This window comes from Roseinatronobacter alkalisoli (genome assembly GCF_028745735.1).
GTDB classification, from domain to species: domain Bacteria; phylum Pseudomonadota; class Alphaproteobacteria; order Rhodobacterales; family Rhodobacteraceae; genus Roseinatronobacter; species Roseinatronobacter alkalisoli.
Genome location: NZ_JAQZSM010000009.1, coordinates 20714 through 42573 on the forward strand (window position 1 = coordinate 20714; position 21860 = coordinate 42573).

General features: G+C 59.5%; 20 protein-coding genes. 5 read left to right on the forward strand and 15 right to left on the reverse strand.

Annotation, left to right across the window (positions count from 1 at the left end; translation table 11 throughout):
• Positions 1-22 precede the first annotated feature (22 nt).
• A complete protein-coding gene (alr, locus tag PUT78_RS11170; RefSeq protein ID WP_274352347.1) occupies positions 23-1060 on the forward strand; it encodes an alanine racemase in 1038 nt (345 codons plus the stop codon).
• 23 nt (positions 1061-1083) lie between these two features.
• On the opposite strand, the gene PUT78_RS11175 is transcribed toward alr, so the two are convergent.
• From PUT78_RS11175 to PUT78_RS11195, 5 genes are all read right to left on the reverse strand, one after another.
• Complete coding sequence (locus PUT78_RS11175) at positions 1084-1728, reverse strand: 5'-methylthioadenosine/S-adenosylhomocysteine nucleosidase (protein ID WP_274352348.1); 645 nt, start codon at positions 1726-1728, stop codon at positions 1084-1086.
• Positions 1725-2141, reverse strand: a complete 417-nt coding sequence (locus tag PUT78_RS11180) for a universal stress protein (protein ID WP_274352349.1) — start codon at positions 2139-2141, stop codon at positions 1725-1727. The genes PUT78_RS11175 and PUT78_RS11180 overlap by 4 nt, the downstream gene beginning before the upstream one ends.
• A 118-nt stretch (positions 2142-2259) precedes the next feature.
• Positions 2260-2739, reverse strand: coding sequence for a 30S ribosomal protein S9 (gene rpsI, locus PUT78_RS11185; RefSeq protein ID WP_274352350.1), 480 nt, complete (start codon positions 2737-2739; stop codon positions 2260-2262).
• A gap of 2 nt (positions 2740-2741) precedes the next feature.
• Positions 2742-3203: a 50S ribosomal protein L13 gene (rplM, locus tag PUT78_RS11190; protein ID WP_274352351.1), complete on the reverse strand. Its 462-nt coding sequence runs from the start codon at positions 3201-3203 to the stop codon at positions 2742-2744.
• Between the two features lie 166 nt (positions 3204-3369).
• Positions 3370-4158, reverse strand: a complete 789-nt coding sequence (locus PUT78_RS11195) for an SseB family protein (RefSeq protein ID WP_274352352.1) — start codon at positions 4156-4158, stop codon at positions 3370-3372.
• A gap of 379 nt (positions 4159-4537) precedes the next feature.
• Between PUT78_RS11195 and PUT78_RS11200 the strand changes: the two genes are divergently transcribed.
• The 4 genes from PUT78_RS11200 to PUT78_RS11215 all read left to right on the forward strand — a co-directional run bounded on the left by PUT78_RS11200 (position 4538) and on the right by PUT78_RS11215 (position 7577).
• Complete coding sequence (locus PUT78_RS11200) at positions 4538-5470, forward strand: sulfurtransferase (protein WP_274352353.1); 933 nt, start codon at positions 4538-4540, stop codon at positions 5468-5470.
• Between the two features lie 90 nt (positions 5471-5560).
• The gene (locus tag PUT78_RS11205) at positions 5561-6676 is read left to right on the forward strand and encodes a YeeE/YedE thiosulfate transporter family protein (RefSeq protein WP_274352354.1); all 1116 of its coding nucleotides are present in this window, start codon (positions 5561-5563) and stop codon (positions 6674-6676) included.
• Complete coding sequence (locus PUT78_RS11210) at positions 6673-6852, forward strand: hypothetical protein (RefSeq protein ID WP_274352355.1); 180 nt, start codon at positions 6673-6675, stop codon at positions 6850-6852. The genes PUT78_RS11205 and PUT78_RS11210 overlap by 4 nt, the downstream gene beginning before the upstream one ends.
• Positions 6853-6998: 146 nt before the next feature.
• Positions 6999-7577, forward strand: coding sequence for a hypothetical protein (locus tag PUT78_RS11215; protein ID WP_274352356.1), 579 nt, complete (start codon positions 6999-7001; stop codon positions 7575-7577).
• A gap of 289 nt (positions 7578-7866) precedes the next feature.
• Here PUT78_RS11215 and pgi read toward each other — a convergent pair whose 3' ends face one another.
• The 10 genes from pgi to sucC all read right to left on the reverse strand — a co-directional run bounded on the left by pgi (position 7867) and on the right by sucC (position 21662).
• Complete coding sequence (gene pgi, locus PUT78_RS11220) at positions 7867-9486, reverse strand: glucose-6-phosphate isomerase (protein ID WP_274352357.1); 1620 nt, start codon at positions 9484-9486, stop codon at positions 7867-7869.
• Between the two features lie 84 nt (positions 9487-9570).
• Complete coding sequence (pgl, locus tag PUT78_RS11225; protein ID WP_274352358.1) at positions 9571-10242, reverse strand: 6-phosphogluconolactonase; 672 nt, start codon at positions 10240-10242, stop codon at positions 9571-9573.
• Positions 10242-11687, reverse strand: a complete 1446-nt coding sequence (zwf, locus tag PUT78_RS11230) for a glucose-6-phosphate dehydrogenase (RefSeq protein ID WP_274352359.1) — start codon at positions 11685-11687, stop codon at positions 10242-10244. Before zwf ends, pgl begins: the two co-directional genes overlap by 1 nt.
• Before the next feature lie 333 nt (positions 11688-12020).
• Complete coding sequence (gene lpdA / locus PUT78_RS11235; protein WP_274352360.1) at positions 12021-13406, reverse strand: dihydrolipoyl dehydrogenase; 1386 nt, start codon at positions 13404-13406, stop codon at positions 12021-12023.
• A gap of 83 nt (positions 13407-13489) precedes the next feature.
• The gene (locus PUT78_RS11240; RefSeq protein ID WP_274352361.1) at positions 13490-13885 is read right to left on the reverse strand and encodes an MAPEG family protein; all 396 of its coding nucleotides are present in this window, start codon (positions 13883-13885) and stop codon (positions 13490-13492) included.
• A 622-nt stretch (positions 13886-14507) separates the two neighbouring features.
• Positions 14508-16025, reverse strand: a complete 1518-nt coding sequence (gene odhB / locus PUT78_RS11245; protein WP_274352362.1) for a 2-oxoglutarate dehydrogenase complex dihydrolipoyllysine-residue succinyltransferase — start codon at positions 16023-16025, stop codon at positions 14508-14510.
• A gap of 7 nt (positions 16026-16032) precedes the next feature.
• Positions 16033-19023 (reverse strand): 2-oxoglutarate dehydrogenase E1 component, encoded by a 2991-nt coding sequence (locus tag PUT78_RS11250; RefSeq protein WP_274352363.1) that lies wholly within the window; start codon positions 19021-19023, stop codon positions 16033-16035.
• Between the two features lie 39 nt (positions 19024-19062).
• Positions 19063-19551, reverse strand: coding sequence for a DUF805 domain-containing protein (locus tag PUT78_RS11255; protein WP_274352364.1), 489 nt, complete (start codon positions 19549-19551; stop codon positions 19063-19065).
• 27 nt (positions 19552-19578) lie between these two features.
• On the reverse strand, positions 19579-20463 hold the full coding sequence (sucD, locus tag PUT78_RS11260; RefSeq protein ID WP_274352365.1) for a succinate--CoA ligase subunit alpha: 885 nt from the start codon (positions 20461-20463) through the stop codon (positions 19579-19581).
• Between the two features lie 5 nt (positions 20464-20468).
• Positions 20469-21662 (reverse strand): ADP-forming succinate--CoA ligase subunit beta, encoded by a 1194-nt coding sequence (gene sucC, locus PUT78_RS11265; protein ID WP_274352366.1) that lies wholly within the window; start codon positions 21660-21662, stop codon positions 20469-20471.
• Positions 21663-21860: the final 198 nt, after the last annotated feature.

The window sequence follows — 21860 nt, forward strand, 5'->3', positions numbered from 1 at the left end:
GGCTTGGCGCAATCGCACGGCCATGGGACAAACACAGCTTCATATCGATCTTTCCGCCCTTCAGGAAAACTGGACGGGGCTGGATGCGTGCTCGGCTGCCGGTGTTGAAACCGCAGCAACGGTCAAGGCCAATGGGTATGGTCTGGGTGTCGGGCCGGTCGCGAATGCGCTGGCAAAAGCGGGCGCGCGGCGGTTTTTCGTGGCTATTGCCGAAGAAGGCGCTGCATTGCGCGCAGCCCTTGGTCCCGATCTGCCGATTCATATCTATGGCGGGCATATGCAGGGCGATGCAGCGCTGATTTCCGGCGCCAGGCTGATTCCCATGCTGAACGCCCCCGAACAGGTGCAGCGCCACCGCGCCGCCCTGCCCGGCCACCCATATGGCGTGCAGTTGGATTCCGGCATGAACCGGCTGGGCATGGAAGCGCAGGACTGGGCCGCACTTGCGCCTGATCTGCTGGCCGGTCCCTGTGCATTGGTCATGTCGCATCTGGCCTGCGCCGATGAACCCGATCACCCGATGAATGCGCAGCAACTGGCGGAATTCCGGCGCATGACGGACGGGACCGGGGTTGCGCGGTCGCTGTCTGCAACCGGGGGCGTGCTGTTGGGGCGCGATTATCATTTTGACATCACCCGCCCCGGTATCGGGCTTTATGGCGGGCAACCCTATGCGGATGCGCGCCCGGTCGTGCGCCTGTCCATCCCGGTGATCCAGACACGGATTGTCGCAAAAGGGGAAACTGTGGGCTATGGCAACAGCTTCACCGCCCCGCAGGATATGCGTGTGGCCACCATCGCTGCGGGCTATGCCGATGGGATACACCGCGCCTTGTCGGGCAAGGTAACACTGTGGCATGGCGCAACACCCTGTCCGCTGGTTGGCCGCGTGTCGATGGACCTGCTGACGATTGATGTCAGCGCGCTTGATGACGCGCCGGAAGCGCTGGACCTGCTATGCCCGCATCAGGGGGTGGATGATATTGCCGATCTGATCGGCACTATCGGCTATGAAATACTGACATCACTTGGCCAAAGATATAACAGAATTTATGAGTGATATTAATTCTTTGCAGGCATAAATTAATGCAACTCGCGAAGTATGACCGCCCCTGTATCAAGTGCCTGTTCCAGCTTGTCCACAGCCTGCGCCAGCCCTTCATCGATGATATGCAGATACTCGGTCCAGTCATGCAGCCCACCCAACGGGGCCTTGCCGTCTGAAATGCCGCGCAGCGCGATCAGGGGCACGCCAAAGAGCTGACAGGCGCGCAGCACCGCATAACTTTCCATATCGACCATATCCTGCGCGATCGCGTCATAGATCGCACCGGAAATCACCGCCCCGCCGGTGGACAGGCTGGCCTGTGCAATACCGGGGATCTGATGGGCCAGCGGTATTTCCGCAGGCTGGTCCAGAAACGGGGTTACGCCCCGTGCAAACCCCAGCGCTGACGCATCCATGTCACGATAGGCAATCGCGCTGGCCTGATATACGCCACAATGCGCCAGCCGCGCTGACCCGGCCGACCCCAATGACACAACCAGATCAGGCAGCCCATCCGCCCCCTGCAACGCCGCCAGGGTCGCCGCCGTGACCACCCCGCCCTCCACCGGGCCAACGCCAGTCAGAACCGGTTCGAAACGCGCGCGCAGGTGCGTCCCGTATTCCGCCTCCACCGCCATCAGGAACAACACCCGATACCCTTTGACCGGCGTAATGCTCATGTTGCGCGGCGCACCACATGCACAGCGCATTGCGTGCGCGACACCACTTTGGTTGCAGTGGACCCCAGAAACAGCCCCTGCGTGCCCGGCCGGTGCGACGCGATGACAATGCAATCCACCCCCTGCATCTGCGCGACATCCAGAATTTGCTGGGCGGCGTCCCCTTCGGTGACATGGACCGCTGTATTTTCCCAGTCACCGGCAAGGGTTGTCAGGTCTGCCTCGATCGCGTCGTGCATTTCATCACGCCAGCCATCGGGCAGATAGCTTATGGCAAAGCTGGGCGGCGGGTCCATCACGTGGATCAGGCTGATCTGCGCCCCGGCATCCGCCAATGCGCGCGCCACCCGTAGTGACGGGCTTGCGTCATGGCCTTCGTCATATGCGACCGTCACCAGAATATGCTTATACATCAGACCCTCCTTTGGTTCGGGTCCAGTAAACCAAGCCCGCAGGAAAAGGGAAAGGGCCAAAAGCAAACCGCCCGGACGTGATGCCCGGGCGGTTCCATTATCTTGCAGGTAAAAAACCTTAACGCTTCGAGAACTGGAAGCTGCGGCGGGCCTTCGGCTTGCCGTATTTCTTACGTTCCACAACGCGGCTGTCGCGGGTCAGGAACCCTGCCGCTTTCAGCGGTGCGCGCAGGCTGGGATCGTAAAGTTGCAGCGCCTTGGAAATGCCGTGCTTGACTGCACCGGCCTGACCCGACAGGCCACCACCGGTAACAGTTGCCATCACGTCGAACTGGTCCACGACACCGGCCACCTGAAACGGCTGGCGCAGGATCATCTGCAACACGGGGCGGGCGAAATAGACGCTCATTTCCTTGCCGTTCACCACGACCTTGCCGGAACCGGGGCGGATCCAGACACGGGCGACAGCATCCTTGCGCTTACCGGTCGCATAGGCGCGGCCCAGATCGTCGCGCACTGCTTCGCGCAGGGGCGCAGCTTCTGCAACGGGGGCGATGGCGGACTTCAGATCGTCGAGGGTTTTAAGATCGTCAGACATGATCATGCACTCCGCGTATTCTTGGTGTTCATCGCGCGCACATCCAGCACTTCGGGCTGTTGTGCTTCATGCGGATGCTCTGTTCCGGCGTAAACGCGCAGATTGGTCATTTGCTGGCGCGACAACGGGCCGCCGGGCAGCATGCGCTTGACCGCTTGCGTCACGACACGTTCGGGGAACTTGCCTTCCAGAATCTGGCCGGTGGTGCGCGACTTGATCCCGCCGGGATAGCCGGTGTGCCAGTAGTTGGGCTTATTGCGCTTGTTACCGGTCAACTGCACCTTGTCGGCATTGATGACAATAACATTGTCACCCATATCCATATGCGGGGTGAAGGTGGCCTTGTGCTTGCCGCGCAGGCGCATTGCGATGATCGAAGCAAGACGGCCCAGAACGATGCCTTCTGCATCAATCAGGATCCATTTCTTTTCGATCTCCGCCGGTTTGGCTGTGTAGGTTTTCATGATGAGACCTTGCAGAGAGATTGAACATTGCCGCATGCGAATTGCACGCGGGATTGCTGCGTTTTAGGGATTTGCGCGGTCAGGTCAAGCCCGTTATGCCGCAAAATAACAAGCGTTTTCAGTTGCTTATTATTTAGGTATAATAATACCCCAAATTTTGCTTCCCTCAGCGCAGCTTTGGGGGGGTATCCGGGTCCATCCCGGGTGCTTTAGGCGCGGCGGGTTGCTGCGCGCGCGGCAGATCGAAGCGCAGGCCCACACGGGCAAATTCCGGCGCGCGCCCGTCAGATGCGGCAATGAAGGTCACATCCAGCACGCCCGCTTCCACCCCGGAAAAGCTGAGTGCCCCATGCACGGCGCGGGCCAGCGCGGGTTCTGCCCCCTCCAGCGCATCGACAAAGGCCAGCATATGCCCGCGCCTGCCGCCTTCATATTCGGCGGCAACCAGATAGGCCATATCGGCAAGCCCTTCCATACGGGCAAGACGCTGGTCCAGTGCGCGCAGCAATGCTTCCGGCAGGCCCTTCGGCGGCAGCAGGGCCTGCGCGCGTTCCTGCAATTCTTCGGGGTGTTCGGACAGGGTCTGCGCCAGCCAGTTCATGATTTCAGGCGGCAACAGCCGCGCAGACGGTGCCACACCCAGATTCAGCCCCAGCCCCAGCGGCGGCGTGCTGCCTGCCAGCATTTCCACCAATGCCCGCCCCGGAATCGCGGCATAGGGCGCGGCGATGCCGGTAAATTCTGACAAGCGCTGTTCCAGATCGAAGGCAACGACAATCGGCCCGTCTTCCAGATCGAACACTTTCGGGGTAATGCTGTCGCCATCAGCTTCGGCTTCCAGCAACAGATACAGTTCCCCCTCGACCAGCCGGGAATAATACCGCAGCCGCGCGGCCACGTCATCGGGGGCGGCTTCTGATGCGGCATATGCCTGATCCAGCAATGTTTCGGCCATGGCAGTGTTCCTTGATCAATGCAGGCCCGCAGCTAACTTGACGCCGTCCGAATGACAAGCCCCGCCCCTGCAAGGCAGGTTGTGCCACACGCACCACCGGGCAGCCCGGAACAGGCGCGACGATGCTGGAAAACGTAACACAATCGCAAAATGGAATAATTGCATTCAATATCCCGGATGCAGGGGGATATTTCTTCCGCAAGCGTCCGTTCCGCCGAACCATATCCCGCATCCCTGATGAATGTCCGGAAATCCGCCGCACCGGTCATAGGCCTGCGCAACGCTATTCCCCTTGCCGAAAGCCGCCTCTGCCCCTAGCTGATGGGCAATGACGGACAAAATGTCCTGTCGCGCCCCTATCTTATCAGGAGTCTGCCCGATGCTGCGCCAAACTGCCCTGACACTGACCCTTGCTTCACTGCCCGGCCTTGCGCTTGCCACGCCACAAGGATGGTCACCGCTGCTGGAACCCGACCAGCTTGCGGGCTATCTGGACAGCGATGACGACATCCGCGTGATCCATGTTACCGGCGATTTTGATCAGGGCCATATTCCCGGCGCTGCCTTTTCGCCCTATTCGGAATGGCGCGGCGGGCCGAATAATCCCGGCGCGCTGCGTGCAGAACTCGACTATGAAATGGAAGCAACCCGCGTCGGCATCGAAGCGGATATTCCCACAGTTATCGTGCATGCCGGCACCAACCCGTCCGATATGGGGGCGGCCGCGCGCGTGTACTGGACACTGAAATCACTGGGCGTTCAGGATCTGGCGCTGCTGAATGGCGGTTTTGCCGCATGGGCCGAAGCGGGCTTGCCCGTGTCCACGCAGGCGGTTGAACCTGCCGTGTCCGATTTCATGGCGCAATGGACGGATGAATGGTATATCTCCACTGCGGAAGTGGCCGAACTGTCGGAAAGCGGCGCGGCGCGGTTGGTGGACAGCCGCCCCGAAGGCTTCTTTCAGGGGATCACATGGTCCATCGCACGCCCCGGCACAGTACGCGGGGCTGAAAACCTTGAATTCTCGGATTTCTTTGAGGGGAACCGCATGGTCGATGCCGCGCGCGCCCGCGAAATTGCGGCGCAACAGGGCCTTGATGATGCCCCAATCACTGTTTCCTTCTGCAATACCGGACATTGGGCCGCGTTGAACTGGTTCGCCCTGCACGAACTGGCAGCGGTGGAAAACACCCGCCTTTACGCTGAAAGCATGGCCGAATATGCGGCCAGCGGCAACGCGCTGGACAATGAACCTAGCCGCATAGCCTATTTGTGGATGTCGACAAAGCGCTGGGTGGAAGGGCTGTTCTGACCGGCCCGCAGGGCATATAACACATCAGGAAGTCATATTTGTCGCGCGCATCATCTGCGCGCGACATGCTGTCATGAAAGGTCCGGATCAATGTTCACACGCCGTATTTCCGTTGTCCTGCTGCTGCTGGGGCTTACGGGGTTCACCTTTGTCATGGCTGGGCCACGTGCGGGGTTTCTGGTCATGATCGGGCTTGGCTTCGGGCTGGTGCTGGAAGGGCTGCGCTTCGGTTTTGCCGGACCATGGCGCATGATTGTCACTGACCGCGACGGGCGCGGGTTGATCGCGCAATTCATCGCCATCGCCCTTGTGGCCGCCGTGGCCTTCCCGCTGATGGCGGCAAACCCGCAGGAACTGAACGGCGCACATGCCCCTGTCGGGCTGGCCATGATCCTTGGTGCGTTTGTCTTTGGCGCGGCGATGCAGCTGGTCATGGGCTGTGGGTCCGGCACACTGATAAACGCAGGCAGCGGCAATCTGGTCGGGCTGATCGCACTTGCGGGCTTCATCATCGGCAGTTTTGCGGGCACGCTGCATCTGGGCTGGTGGACAGGGATTGCCACCCTACCCGTCATTTCGTTTCAGGGGGTGCTGGGCGCACAGGGCGGGCTGATCCTCACGCTTGCGGGGCTGGCAGCGCTGGTGCTGATCACCGCATTGCGCGCGGCCCCCGGAAAGCGCATGCCCCCTGCACGGCTGTGGTGGGCGGCGGCATTGATTGCGGCACTGGCACTGGCCAATCTGGTGGTTGCAGGGCAGCCATGGGGCATTGTCTACGGGCTGGGCCTGTGGGGTGCGAAAATCGCGCAGGCCGGTGGTGCAGACTTGGGCACAATCGCGTTCTGGGCGGCACCGGGGAACGCGGAACGCCTGGGCGCATCCATTCTGACCGATGTGACATCGCTGACAAATATCGGCCTGCTGATGGGTGCATTCGCGGTCATGCGCTGGCGCAGTGACCCCGGCGCACCGGCACAGGCGCTGACAACCGGCACCTATGGCTGGGTGCTGCTGGCCGGTGTGGTGCTGGGCTATTCGGCACGGCTGGCATTCGGCTGCAATGTAGGCGCGTTCTTCAGCGGCATTTCAACCGGGTCACTGCATGGCTGGGTCTGGTTGATCGCGGCCTTCATTGGGTCCACCCTCGGGATCAGATTGCGCCCCTATATCCTGCGGCCGGCACTCGCGCGGGGGGTGGCAGTATGACCGGGTTCCGTCAGTTTTCGCGCCCTGTGGTCGGCGGGCTTGCCCTTGGCCTGATGCTGGTCATTCTGGCGCTGGATCTTGCGCGCAGCGGCGCGCCGGACCTGTTTGCCGCACCGCCCCCCTTCGCACTTGGTTCGGGAGAGGCGCCGACCGGCGCACATTGCACAGGCGGCTAAGGGACGCGCATCCACGCGCTGGAAACATTGCTCCCGCGCCCGCCGATTGCGGCAAAGGCCACAGGCCAGGACCAGTTTAATCTGGCCCTGACGGGTTTTTTCTGTTTTTCTATGGGTGTCAACTTCCACATCAGTAAGGACATGCCATGCGCAAAATCCTGTTCACCCTGCCTGCCGCCCTGGCATTATCCGCCTGCATTGAAGTGGATCTGTCGCTTGAGGTCATTGACGAGGACACCGCCCGCATGACCGGTTTCATGCAGATGCAGCGCCAGTTTTTTGACATGAGCGGGGGCGATGCGTCCTTCTGCGACGAAGACGACGGCGGCACCCTGACGCTGACCGACACCCATGCGCGCTGCGATTTCGACCAAACCGGCACCTATGCCGAAATCATGAACCCCGAAGGTGTAGATGCACCCGACGATGACATGCAGGGCAGCATCACCTATCTGGGCAACAACCGCACCCAGGTGCTGCTGCCGCTCAGCACCATCGCCGAAGATATGGCAGGCGATGATGCCGACCCAGCGATGATGGCCATGATGCGCCAGATGCTGGCAGGCATGTCCATCAACCTGTCGGTGACCGGCGCGCGGATCGAAAGTTCCAGCGGCGTCATTTCCGAGGATGGCACCCGCGCATCCATCACACTGGATGTCGACAGCTATTTCGCCCCCGCCGCCGAAGCGCCGGTGGATTTCGACACGATTGTGGAATTCTGACCCCTCCTGCCCCTACCGGATCACGGGCGGGGGCAGGATCAGGTTGAAAACGGCGCGTTGACGGGTGGTTGCGGCGCCAAGCGGGTGTTGGCCCGCGCAGAGCCTGCGCTATCGGCGGGCCGGGGTCTACCGGTCCGACATTCAAGGAATGCACTTTATGCAGGCGGAATATCCCGACATACAAGGCGTGCTATGACGCTGGCATAATCGGCAGGCCGCAGGACGGCCCGCCGATAGCGCGGGGGCCTGCGGCCTTGTTCCGCGCGATAGCATGCGTAAACCTCTGGATTCAACCCACCTGATGCGCGCGCAGATAGCCCAGCAATTGCCGCGTTGACGGGTCTTTGGTCGCCATCGCCGCCGCATCGCCGTCAAGCAGCGGGGCCAGTGCCACGGCCAGTTCCTTGCCCAGCTCGACCCCCCATTGATCAAAGGAATTGATCCCGAGGACAACTCCCTCGACAAAAACGCGGTGCTCATAAAGCGCGATGATCTGGCCCAGCGTGAAGGGGGTCAGTTGTGGATAGATCAGCGTTGTGGACGGGCGATTGCCGGGGAAAACCCGATGGCGGGCCTGCCGGTCCAGCTCGGCGCCCTGCAACCCTTTGGCAGCCATGATACCGCGCGCCTGTTCCAGGGACCGCCCACACATCAGCGCTTCGGATTGCGCCAGGCAATTGGCCACAAGCAGTTTGTGCTGATGCGCCAGTTCCGGCTCCTGCCCCCGTGCGGCCAGCAGGAATTCGCAGGGCACAACCCGCGTGCCCTGATGGATAAGCTGATAAAATGCGTGCTGGCCATTCGTGCCCGGCTCGCCCCAGACAACCGGCCCGGACTGGCGGTCCAGATCGCGGCCGGACATATCGACACGCTTGCCGTTCGATTCCATCTCCAGTTGCTGCAAATAGGCCGGAAGCCGCGCCAACCGCTGATCATAGGGCAGCACGGCGCGGGTTGCATGGCCGCAGATCTGGTTATGCCACACACCCACCATTGCCAGCAGAACCGGCATATTCTGTTCCAGCGGCATATCGCTGAAATGGCGGTCCATCGCCCGCGCACCCGCCAGCATGGCATCGAATTGCTGCGCGCCGATAGCGATCATCAGCCCCAGACCAATCGGTCCCCACATCGAATAGCGCCCGCCGACCCAATCCTCGAACCCGAACACCCGCGCAGGCGCGATGCCGAAATCGACGGTCTTGTCCAACGCAGTGGACACAGCCGCAAATTGCGCCGCAGGGTCAGAAACCCGCCCGGCCATCCAGTCACGTGCAGTGCGCGCATTGGTCATCGTCTCAATCGTGGTGAATGTCTTGGAGGCCACGATCACCAGCGTCGTTTCCGGGTTCAGCCCCTTCAGCGTGTCGGCAATATGCGCCCCGTCCACATTGGACACATAGTGAACCTTTGGCCCGTCATGCCATGGTGCCAGTGCCAGCGTGGCCATGGCCGGCCCCAGATCGGACCCGCCAATGCCGATATTGATCACATCGGTAATCGCGCCGCCCTGCCCCCGGAACCGGCCCTGCCGCACATCTTCGGCGAAGGCATAGGCACGCGCGCGGATGTCGCGTAACCGGGGCATGACATCATCCCCGCCAACAGTGATAACCGCGTCATCATCCGCACGTTGCGCCACATGCAACACTGCGCGCCCTTCGGTTTCGTTGATCTGCTCGCCGCCAAACATGGCCGCGCGTCGCACGTCAACCCCGCTGTCGCGCGCAAGCTGCACCAACAAATCCCGCGCTTCGGTATCGATACAGGTCTTGGAATAATCCAGAACCATATCGCCCGCGTGCACAGAAAATTCCGCCGCGCGGTGGTCATCATCGGCGAACAGATCCAGCATATGCCGCCCTTCGGTCGCGCGCTGATGCTTGGCCAGTTTACCCCAGATGCTCATTCCCTGCCCCTTGCTTTGTCATGTGACGGATTGGTTTTCATCTTGCCATATATACTCAAAAACAGGGCATCAGCCCTGTTCCCTTCATTCGGCCCAATGCACCTGCGCCTGATCCAGAATGCAGGCAACCGGGGCCTCCAGCGGGGGCAGTTTTGCAGCCTTTTCCAGCGCCGCACGCTTTTCCGCGCCGGTAATCAGAATATGCACCCGCAACGCCGATTTCAGCACCGGCGCGGTCAGGGTGATGCGCGGCTCGCCGGCCGCATTCGCGCGCATCGCCATCAGGGGGGGCGCGTCATTGCGCAGCGCCTGTTCCAGATTATCGGCACCTGGAAACAGGCTGGCCGTGTGCATATCCGCCCCCATTCCCAGCAACAATACCGATATCGGCAAATGCGCGGATACACCTTCGGCCAGATCGTCGATCGCATCTTCGGGAGTGGGCGCGTCGGCATATAACGGCACCAGCGTCGCCGCAGCCGCCCGCCCCGTCAGCAGCCGTTCGCGCAACAGCCGCGTATTGGACCGCTGGCTGTCCTCGCTTACCCAGCGTTCATCATTGAGCATGACCGCCACATTTGCCCAATCCAGTTCTGCCCCCGACAGCGTATCAAAAACCGGGCCGGGCGTTGTGCCACCGGGCACTGACAGGCTGGCTCGGCCACTGGACCGCAGCGTTTCACCCAATTCCGACGAAATGCGCTGTGCCAGTCGCAGCATCATCATTTCACGGTCAGGATAGCTATGGAATTCCATTATCTGATCTCCCGCCAGCGGCGTCCGTCCTTATGCATCAGCATCAGCGCCCCTTCCGGCCCGGTAGAGCCGGGTTCATAAGGTTCAGGCTGATCTCCATGCTTTTCCCATGCAGCGATCACCGGATCAACCCAGGCCCAGGCGGCCTCCACCTCATCTCCGCGCATGAACAGGGTCTGGTTCCCGCGGATCACATCCATGATCAGCCGTTCATAGGCATCGGGAATATCCAGATCGCTGCCCAAAGCTTCGGCAAAGCTCATGTCCAGCGCCACATCTTTCAGGCGCATGCCCCCCGGACCCGGTTCCTTGATCATCACGCGCAGATCCATGCCTTCATCAGGTTGCAACCTGATGACAAGCACATTTTCCCGCCATTGGTTCGATTCCCCGAAAATCGAATGGGGCGGTTCCTTGAAGCTGACAGCAATTTCCGAGGCGCGCGATTTCAGCCGCTTGCCGGTCCGCAGATAGAAGGGCGTACCCTTCCAGCGCCAGTTTGACACATGCAGTTTCAGCGCAATGAAACTTTCGGTGCGCGATGCAGGGTCACCGCATTCCGTCAGATAATCATCCCCGCCTTTTCCCTTGTACTGACCGCGCACAATTTCAGCCGGGGTCACAGGGTCCAGCGCGCGAATCACCTTCAGCTTTTCATCGCGCATGGCATCGGGTTCAAAACAATGCGGCGGTTCCATCGCGATCAGGCACAGCAGCTGCATCATGTGGTTCTGCACCATGTCGCGCATCGCGCCGGATTTATCGTAGTATTCGCCGCGCCCGCCCACGCCCACTGTTTCAGCAACCGTAATCTGCACATGGTCCACGAATTGCGAATTCCACAGCGGTTCAAACAGGATATTGGCAAAGCGCACAGCCATCAGGTTCTGGACGGTTTCCTTGCCCAGATAATGGTCGATCCGGTAAATCTGATCTTCCTTGAAGAATTCTGCCAGGATCTGATTCAGGGCGCGCGCACTGGTCAGGTCATTGCCGAAAGGTTTTTCGACCACGATTCTTGACTGGCGATGCGCAATGCCGCGTTCATGCAGCCGTTGCGCCAGATCCCCGAACAATGCGGGCGCGACCGAGAAATAGAAGGCGCGCACCACATCGGGGCGCATTTTCGCGGCCAGATCTTCCCAGCCAGCAGTGCCGCGCGCGTCAATCGTGACGTAATCCAGCAGGTCAAGAAAGCTGGCGACAACGGCAGGGTCCAGTTCGGTTTCCGGCAGAAATTCGGTCAACGCTTCCTGCACAAGGGTGCGGAAATCATCGCGGGTGAAGGAACTGCGCGCCGCACCCACAATCGCCGAGCCTTCGGGAATCTGACCTTCTTTCCAGCGACGGAACAGACCGGGCAGTATTTTCCGCCGTGCCAGATCACCGGTTGCACCGAACACAACCAGATCAAAACACTCCACCGGAATGACGCGAGCGACCATGACACCCTCCTGATGCTGCGGCGCAATATCGCCGCGTTAGCGCTATCAATGACCATTTACAGCGCCGGACACGCCCTGTCCAGCAAACTTGCCACCGGGTTTTGATTTTCGCAGAACAAATGCCCGGTTTCACCTGCCATGGACAGAATGCGTGAAAACAATGACGCAATGATAACGTCCGGGTCACAGGTTGCGCAGAAATTTGCGGCGGGTTCATGCGAAATGCATATGCCGGAGTGCGAAAATTTCCAGCACCAATGCAAAAGGTCAGGCAGTTCATATAACTGCCTGACCTTGATTTCGCGGGGTTTCACATCCGTATACCGCAGGCCTTCAGGCGTGGATCGCGCCGTCCCCGCAGGCAAGCGCCGCTTCGCGCACCGCTTCCGAATAGGTGGGGTGGGCATGGCAGGTGCGCGCCAGATCCTCTGCAGCGGCACCGAATTCCATCGCAACACAGATTTCATGAATCAGATCCCCCGCATAGGGACCAATGATATGCGCCCCAAGAATGCGGTCCGTGTCCTTGTCGGCAAGGATTTTCACGAAACCATCGCCTGCGAAATTCGCCTTCGCGCGGCCATTACCCATGAAGCTGAACTTGCCGACCTTATAGGTGCGCCCCGCCTCTTTCAGGGTTTCTTCGGTTTCTCCGACCGAAGCCACCTCTGGCCAGGTATAAATGACGCCGGGAATGACACCGTAATTCACATGGCCCGCCTGCCCTGCAATGATTTCGGCCACGGCCATGCCTTCATCCTCTGCCTTGTGGGCCAGCATCGGCCCTTCGATCACGTCACCGATCGCATAGACGCCAGCAATGCTGGTCGCGTAATGCTTGTCGGTTGCGATCTGGCCGCGTTCGGTCATTTTCACGCCAAGCGCGTCCAGCCCCAGCCCGTCCACAAAAGGCCGCCGCCCCGTGGCCAGAAGCACTGTATCGGCGTCCAGCTTGTGTTCACTGTCATCCTTGCGCAACTTATAGGTCACGGTCGCCTTGGTCTTGGTGGCTGACGCTGATTGTACTGCCGCGCCCAGAATGAACGTCATCCCCTGCTTGGCGAGCAAGCGCTGAAAGGATTTGGCAACTTCGCCGTCATTGCCGGGGATGATGCGGTCCAGATATTCAACCACTGTCACCTCTGCCCCCAGACGCGCAAAGACCGAGCCCATTTCCAACCCGATCACGCCCGCGCCGATGACAACCAGTTTCTTTGGGATTTTGCCCAGTTCCAGCGCGCCGGTAGAGGAGACGATGGTTTTCTCATCCACCTCCACGCCTTTCAACGGGCTGGATTCGGACCCCGACGCGATGACGATTTTCTTCGTCTCATAGGTCTTGTCGCCGACCTGCACCTTGCCTGCAGCGGGGATGGATGCCCAGCCCTTGATCCAGTCCACCTTGTTCTTCTTGAACAGGAATTCAATGCCCTTGGTGTTCTGGCCGATCACGTCGGATTTATAGCCCAGCATCTTTTTCCAATCGACCTTTGGCTTGGCACCGGTCAGGCCCATCGTGTCGAAATTATGCTCTGCCTCGTGCAGTTGATGCGTCGCGTGCAACAGCGCCTTCGAGGGGATGCAGCCCACATTCAGGCAGGTTCCGCCCAGTGTGTCGCGCCCTTCGACACAGGCCACTTTCAGGCCCAGTTGGGCGGCACGAATGGCACAGACATAGCCGCCGGGGCCAGCGCCGATCACGATGAGGTCGTAGGACATGGGTGTCTCCTTTTTTCAGGCGAAGAGGCGGGGGGCTGTCTGCCCCCCGCACCCCCCGAGGATATTTTTGCCAGAATGAAGCATCACAACAGCGCCGCGATCAGCATCAGCAACGTGGCTGCCCAGCCGATGGCCCAGATGAGCGAGCGCCACGGGTTCAGACCGAAAGCATAGGCCGGGATATAGAGGATGCGGGCGGCAAGATAGGTGAAGGCACAAGCGGCTGTGAAACTGCTGGACTGGCCGGATATTGTGATGACGGTTGCGGCGATACCAAAGAGGATCAGCCCCTCAAAGTGGTTGTTCAGTGCGCGTTGCAGGCGGGCGGTACGTTTCGACATGGGCTTGTCGGGGGCGTAATCGCGCGAGCTGCCCGTGTAATTTGTGCCAAGCTCCAGATTTGCGGGGATGGCAAAGAGGAGGAACTGCAGCATTTGCAGGAGGGCGGCGAGGGTGAGGGCTGTGAGTTCGGGGGTCATGGAACAAATCTCATCATCAAGTTTTGCTCAGGGGCGCAAGAACACTTGAACCTGAGCGTGCTAATAACCACATCCATGGCTCCAACAACAAAGGAGCGCAAAATATGGACAGTAATACAAATAAAGCTGACGGATTGCGAGAGTTTCAAATCATGCGACTCTTGGTGTTGACTGGCTTGGGTCAGGACAATCCGAACCAATGCTCGGACTCTGATCTGTTTGCGTGGTCTTCTTCCACGTTCCCCATTTTCACTTCTGGCAGTCTCCACCGAGGCTTTGAGGAGTTCTTTCACCCCACAGAGCAAATGATGGACGTCCTGTCGAAAAAACTTAATGATGCATTCCTTAAGGATTCCGCGCCACCGACCGTATATCAGCTTGAAACTGAGTTGGGGATCCGGAGCGGTGATTCTAGCTGGACAAGGAGCGATCTCATAAATGCACTCCGCTACTTTTCGTTTTGTAGCGACAGATTCACACCAGAGTTCTGGGTTTCCATGACTCGAGATGCAGGCGCGCCCTCGGAGGCAAACAGTTTCTTTCGACCGTTTGAACCAAAATGGGACGCCAGCCCATACTAGGGCTGGCATTTCTCTTTTGGTCCACGACAGCAGCATAAACTTCACAAATCCATCAACAACCGCCGCGGATCCTCCAGCGCCTCTTTCACGCGCACAAGGAAGGTCACCGCGCCTTTGCCGTCGACGATGCGGTGGTCATAGCTGAGCGCCAGATACATCATCGGGCGGGCCACGATCTGGCCGCCGACAACCATCGGGCGTTCCTGGATTTTGTGCATGCCCAGAATACCCGATTGCGGCGGGTTCAGAATAGGCGAGGACATCAGCGAGCCGTAAACCCCGCCATTGGAAATGGTGAAGCTGCCGCCCTGCATTTCGGCCATCGACAATTTGCCGTCACGCGCGCGTTTGCCCATTTCGGCGATGCGCTTTTCAATCTCGGCGAAGCCCATCTGATGCGCGTCGCGCAGAACCGGCACGACCAGCCCGTTCGGTGTGCCCACGGCCACGCCCATATGGACGTAGTTCTTGTAGATTACATCGGTGCCGTCGATTTCGGCATTCACTTCGGGCACTTCGTTGAGCGCATGGCAGCAGGCTTTCACGAAGAAGGACATGAAGCCCATCTTCACACCATGCTTCTTCTCGAACTGGTCCTTGTATTCCTTGCGCAGATCCATGATGCCGCCCATGTCGGCCTCGTTATAGGTGGTCAGCATGGCGGCGGTGTTCTGCGCATCCTTCAGGCGGCGCGCGATGGTCTGGCGCAGGCGCGTCATCTTCACCCGCTCTTCGCGCGCAGCGTCATCGGCGGCGACCGGCGCCCGTGGGGCAGCGGCAGGGGTGGGCACAGCCGGTGCAGCCGCAGGCTGGGCCGCTGGGGCCGCCGCTGCTTTCTGCACGTCTTCCTTCATGATGCGCCCGTCACGGCCGGTTCCGGTAACCTGATCAGGCGACAGCCCTTTTTCGGCCATCAGCTTCTTGGCCGAAGGCGCGTCTTCCACATCCCGCCCGCTTGAAGAGGAGGGCGCGGCAGGTGCCGCAGTACCGGATGCACCTGATGCCACGGCGCCGCCGGAAATCACCGCCAGCTTGCCGCCTGCGGCAACTGTGCTGCCTTCCTCTGCCAGAATTTCCGCCAGCACGCCGGATGCGGGCGCGGGCACTTCGACCGACACTTTGTCGGTTTCCAGCTCGCACAGCATTTCATCCTGTTCGACCGCATCGCCGGGTTTCTTGAACCAGCTTGCGACAGTCGCCTCTGACACGCTTTCGCCCAGAGCAGGCACCATGACATCGACATTGCCGCCCGCATCATCTTGCGCTTCAGGGGCCGCTTTTGCCGGGGCCTTGGCTGCTTCGCTGGGGGTTGCGGCGGCACCGGGTTCGCTGATCATCGCCAGCAGCGCATCAACGCCTACGGTGTCGCCTTCCTGCGCGACAATCTCGCCCAATGTGCCTGCCACGGGCGATGGTACTTCAACGGTCACCTTATCGGTTTCCAGTTCACACAGCATTTCATCAACCGCAACTGCGTCACCGGGCTTCTTGAACCAGGTTGCAACCGTCGCTTCGGAAACGCTTTCGCCCAGTGTGGGCACTCGAACTTCGGTGGACATGGTCTTGTTATCCCTCGATTGTCAGCGCTTCATTCACGAGCGCTTCTTGTTGTGCTTTATGTTGACTGGCAAGCCCTGTCGCAGGCGAGGCACTTGCTGTGCGCCCCACATAGCGGGGGCGTTTGCTGGCCCCTTTCAGACGTCCCAGAACCCATTCGATATTCGGCTCGATGAAGCTCCAGGCACCCTGGTTCTTCGGTTCTTCCTGACACCAGACAATTTCTGCATTGAGGAAGCGTTCCAGTTCCTTCAGCAGCGCCATCGCCGGGAAGGGATAGAATTGCTCCACACGCAGCAGGTAAATATCCGTGATCCCGCGCGCATCGCGTTCTTCCAGCAGGTCATAATAGACCTTGCCCGAACACATGACCACGCGCTTGATCTTGTCATCAGCCACCAGTTCCGTGGTGCTGTTGCCCTTTTGCGCGTCGTCCCACAACACCCGGTGGAAGCTGGATCCTTCGGTGAAGTCAGCGGCTTCCGAAATGCACAGCTTATGGCGCAGCAGCGATTTCGGCGTCATAAGCACCAGCGGCTTGCGGAAGCTGCGGTGAATCTGGCGGCGCAGAATATGGAAATAGTTCGCAGGCGTGGAGCAGTTCGCAACGATCCAGTTATCCTGCGCGCATTGCTGCAAGAAGCGTTCCAGCCGGGCGGAACTGTGTTCCGGCCCCTGCCCTTCGAACCCGTGCGGCAACAACATTACCAGACCGGACATGCGCAACCATTTGCTTTCGCCAGAGCTGATGAACTGATCGAACATGATCTGCGCGCCATTGGCAAAATCGCCAAACTGCGCTTCCCACATCACCAGTGCATTCGGTTCGGCCAGTGAATAGCCATATTCAAACCCCAGAACCGCATATTCCGACAGCATCGAATCGATTACCTCGAAGCGCGCCTGCCCTTCCTTGATATTGTTCAAAGGATAGTAGCGATCCTCGGATTGCTGATCGACAAAGGCGGAATGGCGCTGGCTGAACGTGCCGCGCGTCGAATCCTGACCAGACAGGCGCACAGGATACCCTTCGGTCACCAGCGATCCGAAGGCCAGCGATTCGGCTGTCGCCCAGTCAAAACCGCGACCGGACGCGAACATTTCCTTCTTGGCCTCCAGCTGGCGCACAACAGTCTTGTGAATGTTGAACCCTTCGGGATAGCGCGTCAGCGCTCCGCCCAGTTCCGCCAGTGTTTCGCTGGGAATCGATGTCTGACCCCGCTGGTATTCCTCGCCCTCTCGGTTCAGGTGTGACCAGCGCCCGTCCAGCCAGTCGGCCTTGTTGGGCTTATAGGTTTTGCCGGTTTCAAATTCATCATTCAGATGCGCCTGAAACGCGGCTTTCATATCATCGATTTCCCCTTCGGGAATCAGCCCGTCCGCGACCAGACGTTCCGTATAAAGCTGCAAGGTCGATTTATGCTTCTTGATGCGGGTATACATGGCCGGGTTGGTGAACATCGGCTCGTCGCCTTCGTTATGGCCGAAACGGCGATAACAGAATACGTCGATCACGACATCTTTCAGGAATTTCTGCCGGAATTCCGTGGCCACCTTGGCGGCATGCACCACCGCTTCCGGGTCATCGCCATTCACGTGGAAAATCGGCGCTTCCACCATCAGGGCGATATCTGTCGGATAGGGCGAAGAGCGGCTGAAATGCGGCGCAGTGGTGAAACCAATCTGGTTATTCACAACCAGATGGATCGTGCCGCCCGTGCGGTGACCGCGCAGCCCCGACAGGCCGAACCCTTCGGCAATGATGCCCTGCCCTGCAAATGCCGCATCGCCATGCAGCAGCACCCCCAGAACCTGACGGCGTTCCGCATCGCCGATCTGGTCCTGTTTTGCGCGTACCTTGCCCAGAACGACAGGGTTCACTGCTTCCAGATGCGACGGGTTGGCCGTCAGCGACAAATGCACTGTGTTACCGTCAAATTCCCGGTCTGACGACGCGCCAAGGTGGTATTTCACATCACCTGACCCGTCCACATCTTCGGGTTTGAAGCTGCCGCCCTGAAATTCGTTGAAAATGGCGCGGTAAGGTTTGCCCATCACATTGGCCAGAATGTTCAGCCGGCCCCGATGCGGCATGCCGACTGCGATTTCACGCACCCCCAGCGCGCCACCGCGCTTGATGATCTGTTCCATCGCGGGAATGACAGCTTCGCCCCCGTCCAGACCGAAGCGCTTGGTGCCCATATATTTGACATGCAGGAACTTCTCGAAACCCTCGGCCTCTACCAGCTTGTTAAGGATGGCGCGGCGGCCATGTTTGGTGAACTGGATTTCCTTGCCCAGCCCTTCGATGCGTTCCTTCAGCCAGGACACTTGTTCCGGGTTGGAAATATGCATGAACTGTAGCGCGAATGTGCCGCAATAGGTGCGTTGCAGGATGTCGATAATCTCGCGCAGCGAGGCGACTTCAAGACCCAGAACATTGTCGATGAAAATCGGGCGGTCCATATCGGCTTCGGTGAAACCGTAAGAACGCGGGTCCAGTTCGGGATGTGGTTCTTCGCGTTGCAGGCCCAGCGGGTCCAGATCAGCAACCAGATGGCCCCGGATACGATAAGCGCGGATGATCATCAGCGCGCGCAGGCTGTCCAGAACCGCGCCGCGCACCTGTTCGGTGGTCAGGGTGACGCCGTTTTCGGCGGCCTTGGCGGTGATCTTTTCAGCAGCGGCATCCGCTTCGCCGCTTGCGGGTTTCGTGGCGGGTTTGGGCGCGGCGGCGACCGGCCATTCGCCGGTCAGCGCAGCGGTCAGGTCATCATTAGGCAGCGGCGGCCAGTCGCGGCGTGCCCAGCTGGGACCAGCGGCTGCGCGTGTCGCGTCGCCGTTTGTTTCGCCAAGAGCGCGGAAATATTCGGCCCATGCCGTGTCAACCGATGAAGGGTCAGCGGCATGACGGGCCTGAAGGGCCTCGACATATCCGGCATTATGCCCTTCCAGGAAATCCTGCGTGTTCATCTGATCGTTCGGGCTGTGGTCATTCATGTCAGCACCTTTGTGCTACGGTGGGAAAGTTTATGCGCGTTAATGCACGCGCGGTTCGGGGCCATAGGCGTTGGGTCCACGCTGGCTGGGGCGCGACATCCAGAAGACGATGACCAGCCCTGCCAGGACCTGGACAAGGGACATGACGCCCACAAGCCCCCCCGGCCCGCCCCGTACCGCAAGACCGAACGGGGACAGAACAAGGCTTATCATCTGCTGGAACACCGACCCCGACACAAACGTGCTGGCCACAACAATCGCGGCAGGCACCAGCAGGAACCAGCCGGGGCGACCGGTATCCTGTAAGCGGCGCCAGCCCACGGCCAGAAACGGCAGGAACACAATGATCTGGAATGCGCGCAGCAAGACCCCGCCAGTGGTGCCCCCAATGGCAAGTTCAAGCGCGCCCAGCACCCCGGCCCCGCCAAAGACAAAGGCAAAAAACAACCAGTATTCAGGACGGCGTGACCGTCCTGAGAATGTCAACGCTTTGCGAAACCCGTCCTGAATAGCCTGCGCTACGGTCATTTTCTGCCCCTCTTTGGCGGGATCGGTTTATTTGCCAATGGCTTTCAGCACGGCCTCGCCCAGACCGGCAGGGCTGTCAGCAACGATGATCCCGGCGCTTTTCATCGCCTCGATCTTATCGTCAGCCCCGCCCTTGCCGCCAGCAACAATCGCGCCAGCATGGCCCATACGCCGCCCCGGAGGGGCCGTGCGCCCTGCAATGAAGCCCGCGCAGGGTTTGGAACGCCCGCGTTTTGCTTCATCTTTCAGGAATTGCGCCGCTTCTTCTTCGGCACTGCCACCGATTTCCCCGATCATGATGATTGATTCGGTTTCATCATCGGCCAGAAACCATTCCAGAACATCAAGATGCTCGGTCCCTTTGATGGGGTCGCCGCCTATACCAACGCAGGTGGACTGGCCCAGGCCTACATCCGTGGTCTGTTTCACCGCTTCATAGGTCAGCGTACCCGAACGCGACACCACACCGACCGAACCGCGGCGGTGAATATGGCCGGGCATAATGCCGATCTTGCACGCATCGGGCGTGATGACACCGGGGCAGTTCGGGCCGATCAGCACCGATTTGCTGTCAATCAGCGCGCGTTTGACGCGCATCATGTCCAGAACCGGAATCCCTTCGGTGATGCAGACAATCAGTTCCATTTCCGCATCGATCGCTTCAAGGATCGAATCGGCGGCAAAGGGCGGCGGCACATAGATGACGGTGGCATTGGCTTCCGTCACGGCCTTCGCTTCATGCACCGAATTGAACACTGGCAGGTCCAGATGGGTCTGCCCGCCCTTGCCGGGCGTAACCCCCCCGACCATTTTCGTGCCATAGGCAATCGCCTGTTCCGAATGGAACGTACCCTGAGAGCCGGTGAAGCCCTGACAGATGACTTTCGTATGTTTATCGACAAGAACTGCCATCGGACTTACCCCTTCACCGCTTTGACGATTTTTTCAGCCGCATCCGACAGGTTGTCGGCGGCAATCACATTCAGACCGGATTCATTGATGATCTGCTTGCCAAGGTCCACATTCGTACCTTCCAGACGCACCACCAGCGGCACCTGAAGTCCTACGACCTTGACCGCCGCAATCACGCCTTCTGCGATGATGTCGCAGCGCATGATGCCCCCGAAGATATTGACAAGAATACCCTTCACATTGGGGTCCGAGGTGATGATCTTGAACGCTTCGGTGACTTTTTCCTTGGTCGCACCACCGCCCACATCCAGGAAGTTGGCTGGTTCGGCCCCATACAGCTTGATGATATCCATTGTCGCCATGGCAAGGCCCGCACCATTGACCATGCAACCAATCTCGCCATCCAGCGCGATATAGTTCAGGTCATATTTGCTGGCGGCCAGTTCCTTGGGGTCTTCTTCGGATTCATCGCGCAGTGCCAGAATATCGGCCTGGCGGTACAGTGCGTTTGAATCGAAGCCCATTTTTGCGTCAAGGCATTTCAGGTCGCCATCGGTGGTGACAATCAGCGGGTTGATTTCAACCATTTCGGCGTCGCGTTCAATAAACAGCTTATACAGCTTGTTCACCAGATCGACGCATTGCTTGACCTGCTTGCCTTCCAGTCCCAGCGCGAATGCGACGCGGCGGCCATGGAAGCCCTGAATGCCGGTTGCAGGGTCAATACTGAAGGACAGAATTTTTTCGGGCGTCGATGCAGCGACTTCTTCAATGTCCATCCCGCCTTCGGTGGACACGACAAAACTGATGCGGCTGGACACGCGGTCCACCAGCAGCGCCAGATACAATTCACGCGAAATATCGGAGCCATCTTCAATATAGATCCGGCCCACCTGTTTGCCTGCCGGTCCGGTCTGATGGGTCACCAGCGTGCGGCCCAGCATCTGCTTGGTCATTTCTTCGGCTTCGCCGACCGATTTCGCCAGACGTACCCCGCCTTTTTCACCGGCGGATGCTTCCTTGAAATGCCCTTTGCCGCGACCGCCTGCATGGATCTGCGCCTTGACGACCCAAAGCGGGCCATCCAACTCGCCAGCAGCGGTTTTGGCTTCTTCCGCGCGGAAAACGATGCGGCCATCCGACACGGGCACCCCATAAGAGCGCAGAAGGCCCTTCGCCTGATACTCATGAATATTCATGAAACTGTCCCATCTTCTGTGTTATCTCACACCGTCCATGCCAGATTTCCGGCAAAAAACAATGTATAACTTCTGGAAAGCCGCAGGATTGGCGGAAAAATTCAACTTTGTGATCACACGCTGAAAAACTGTGATCACAAAAAACAGATGCTACCGCCATCATCACGACTTCGTGAGCATTTGCGCGTAATTCCTGCC

Coding starts and splice junctions, on each gene's coding strand:
- alr (WP_274352347.1), top strand. CDS start 23: ATGGGACAAACACAGCTTCATATCGATCTTTCCGCCCTTCAGGAAAAC.
- PUT78_RS11175 (WP_274352348.1), bottom strand. CDS start 1,728: ATGAGCATTACGCCGGTCAAAGGGTATCGGGTGTTGTTCCTGATGGCG.
- PUT78_RS11180 (WP_274352349.1), bottom strand. CDS start 2,141: ATGTATAAGCATATTCTGGTGACGGTCGCATATGACGAAGGCCATGAC.
- rpsI (WP_274352350.1), bottom strand. CDS start 2,739: ATGTCTGACGATCTTAAAACCCTCGACGATCTGAAGTCCGCCATCGCC.
- rplM (WP_274352351.1), bottom strand. CDS start 3,203: ATGAAAACCTACACAGCCAAACCGGCGGAGATCGAAAAGAAATGGATC.
- PUT78_RS11195 (WP_274352352.1), bottom strand. CDS start 4,158: ATGGCCGAAACATTGCTGGATCAGGCATATGCCGCATCAGAAGCCGCC.
- PUT78_RS11200 (WP_274352353.1), top strand. CDS start 4,538: ATGCTGCGCCAAACTGCCCTGACACTGACCCTTGCTTCACTGCCCGGC.
- PUT78_RS11205 (WP_274352354.1), top strand. CDS start 5,561: ATGTTCACACGCCGTATTTCCGTTGTCCTGCTGCTGCTGGGGCTTACG.
- PUT78_RS11210 (WP_274352355.1), top strand. CDS start 6,673: ATGACCGGGTTCCGTCAGTTTTCGCGCCCTGTGGTCGGCGGGCTTGCC.
- PUT78_RS11215 (WP_274352356.1), top strand. CDS start 6,999: ATGCGCAAAATCCTGTTCACCCTGCCTGCCGCCCTGGCATTATCCGCC.
- pgi (WP_274352357.1), bottom strand. CDS start 9,486: ATGAGCATCTGGGGTAAACTGGCCAAGCATCAGCGCGCGACCGAAGGG.
- pgl (WP_274352358.1), bottom strand. CDS start 10,242: ATGGAATTCCATAGCTATCCTGACCGTGAAATGATGATGCTGCGACTG.
- zwf (WP_274352359.1), bottom strand. CDS start 11,687: ATGGTCGCTCGCGTCATTCCGGTGGAGTGTTTTGATCTGGTTGTGTTC.
- lpdA (WP_274352360.1), bottom strand. CDS start 13,406: ATGTCCTACGACCTCATCGTGATCGGCGCTGGCCCCGGCGGCTATGTC.
- PUT78_RS11240 (WP_274352361.1), bottom strand. CDS start 13,885: ATGACCCCCGAACTCACAGCCCTCACCCTCGCCGCCCTCCTGCAAATG.
- odhB (WP_274352362.1), bottom strand. CDS start 16,025: ATGTCCACCGAAGTTCGAGTGCCCACACTGGGCGAAAGCGTTTCCGAA.
- PUT78_RS11250 (WP_274352363.1), bottom strand. CDS start 19,023: ATGAATGACCACAGCCCGAACGATCAGATGAACACGCAGGATTTCCTG.
- PUT78_RS11255 (WP_274352364.1), bottom strand. CDS start 19,551: ATGACCGTAGCGCAGGCTATTCAGGACGGGTTTCGCAAAGCGTTGACA.
- sucD (WP_274352365.1), bottom strand. CDS start 20,463: ATGGCAGTTCTTGTCGATAAACATACGAAAGTCATCTGTCAGGGCTTC.
- sucC (WP_274352366.1), bottom strand. CDS start 21,662: ATGAATATTCATGAGTATCAGGCGAAGGGCCTTCTGCGCTCTTATGGG.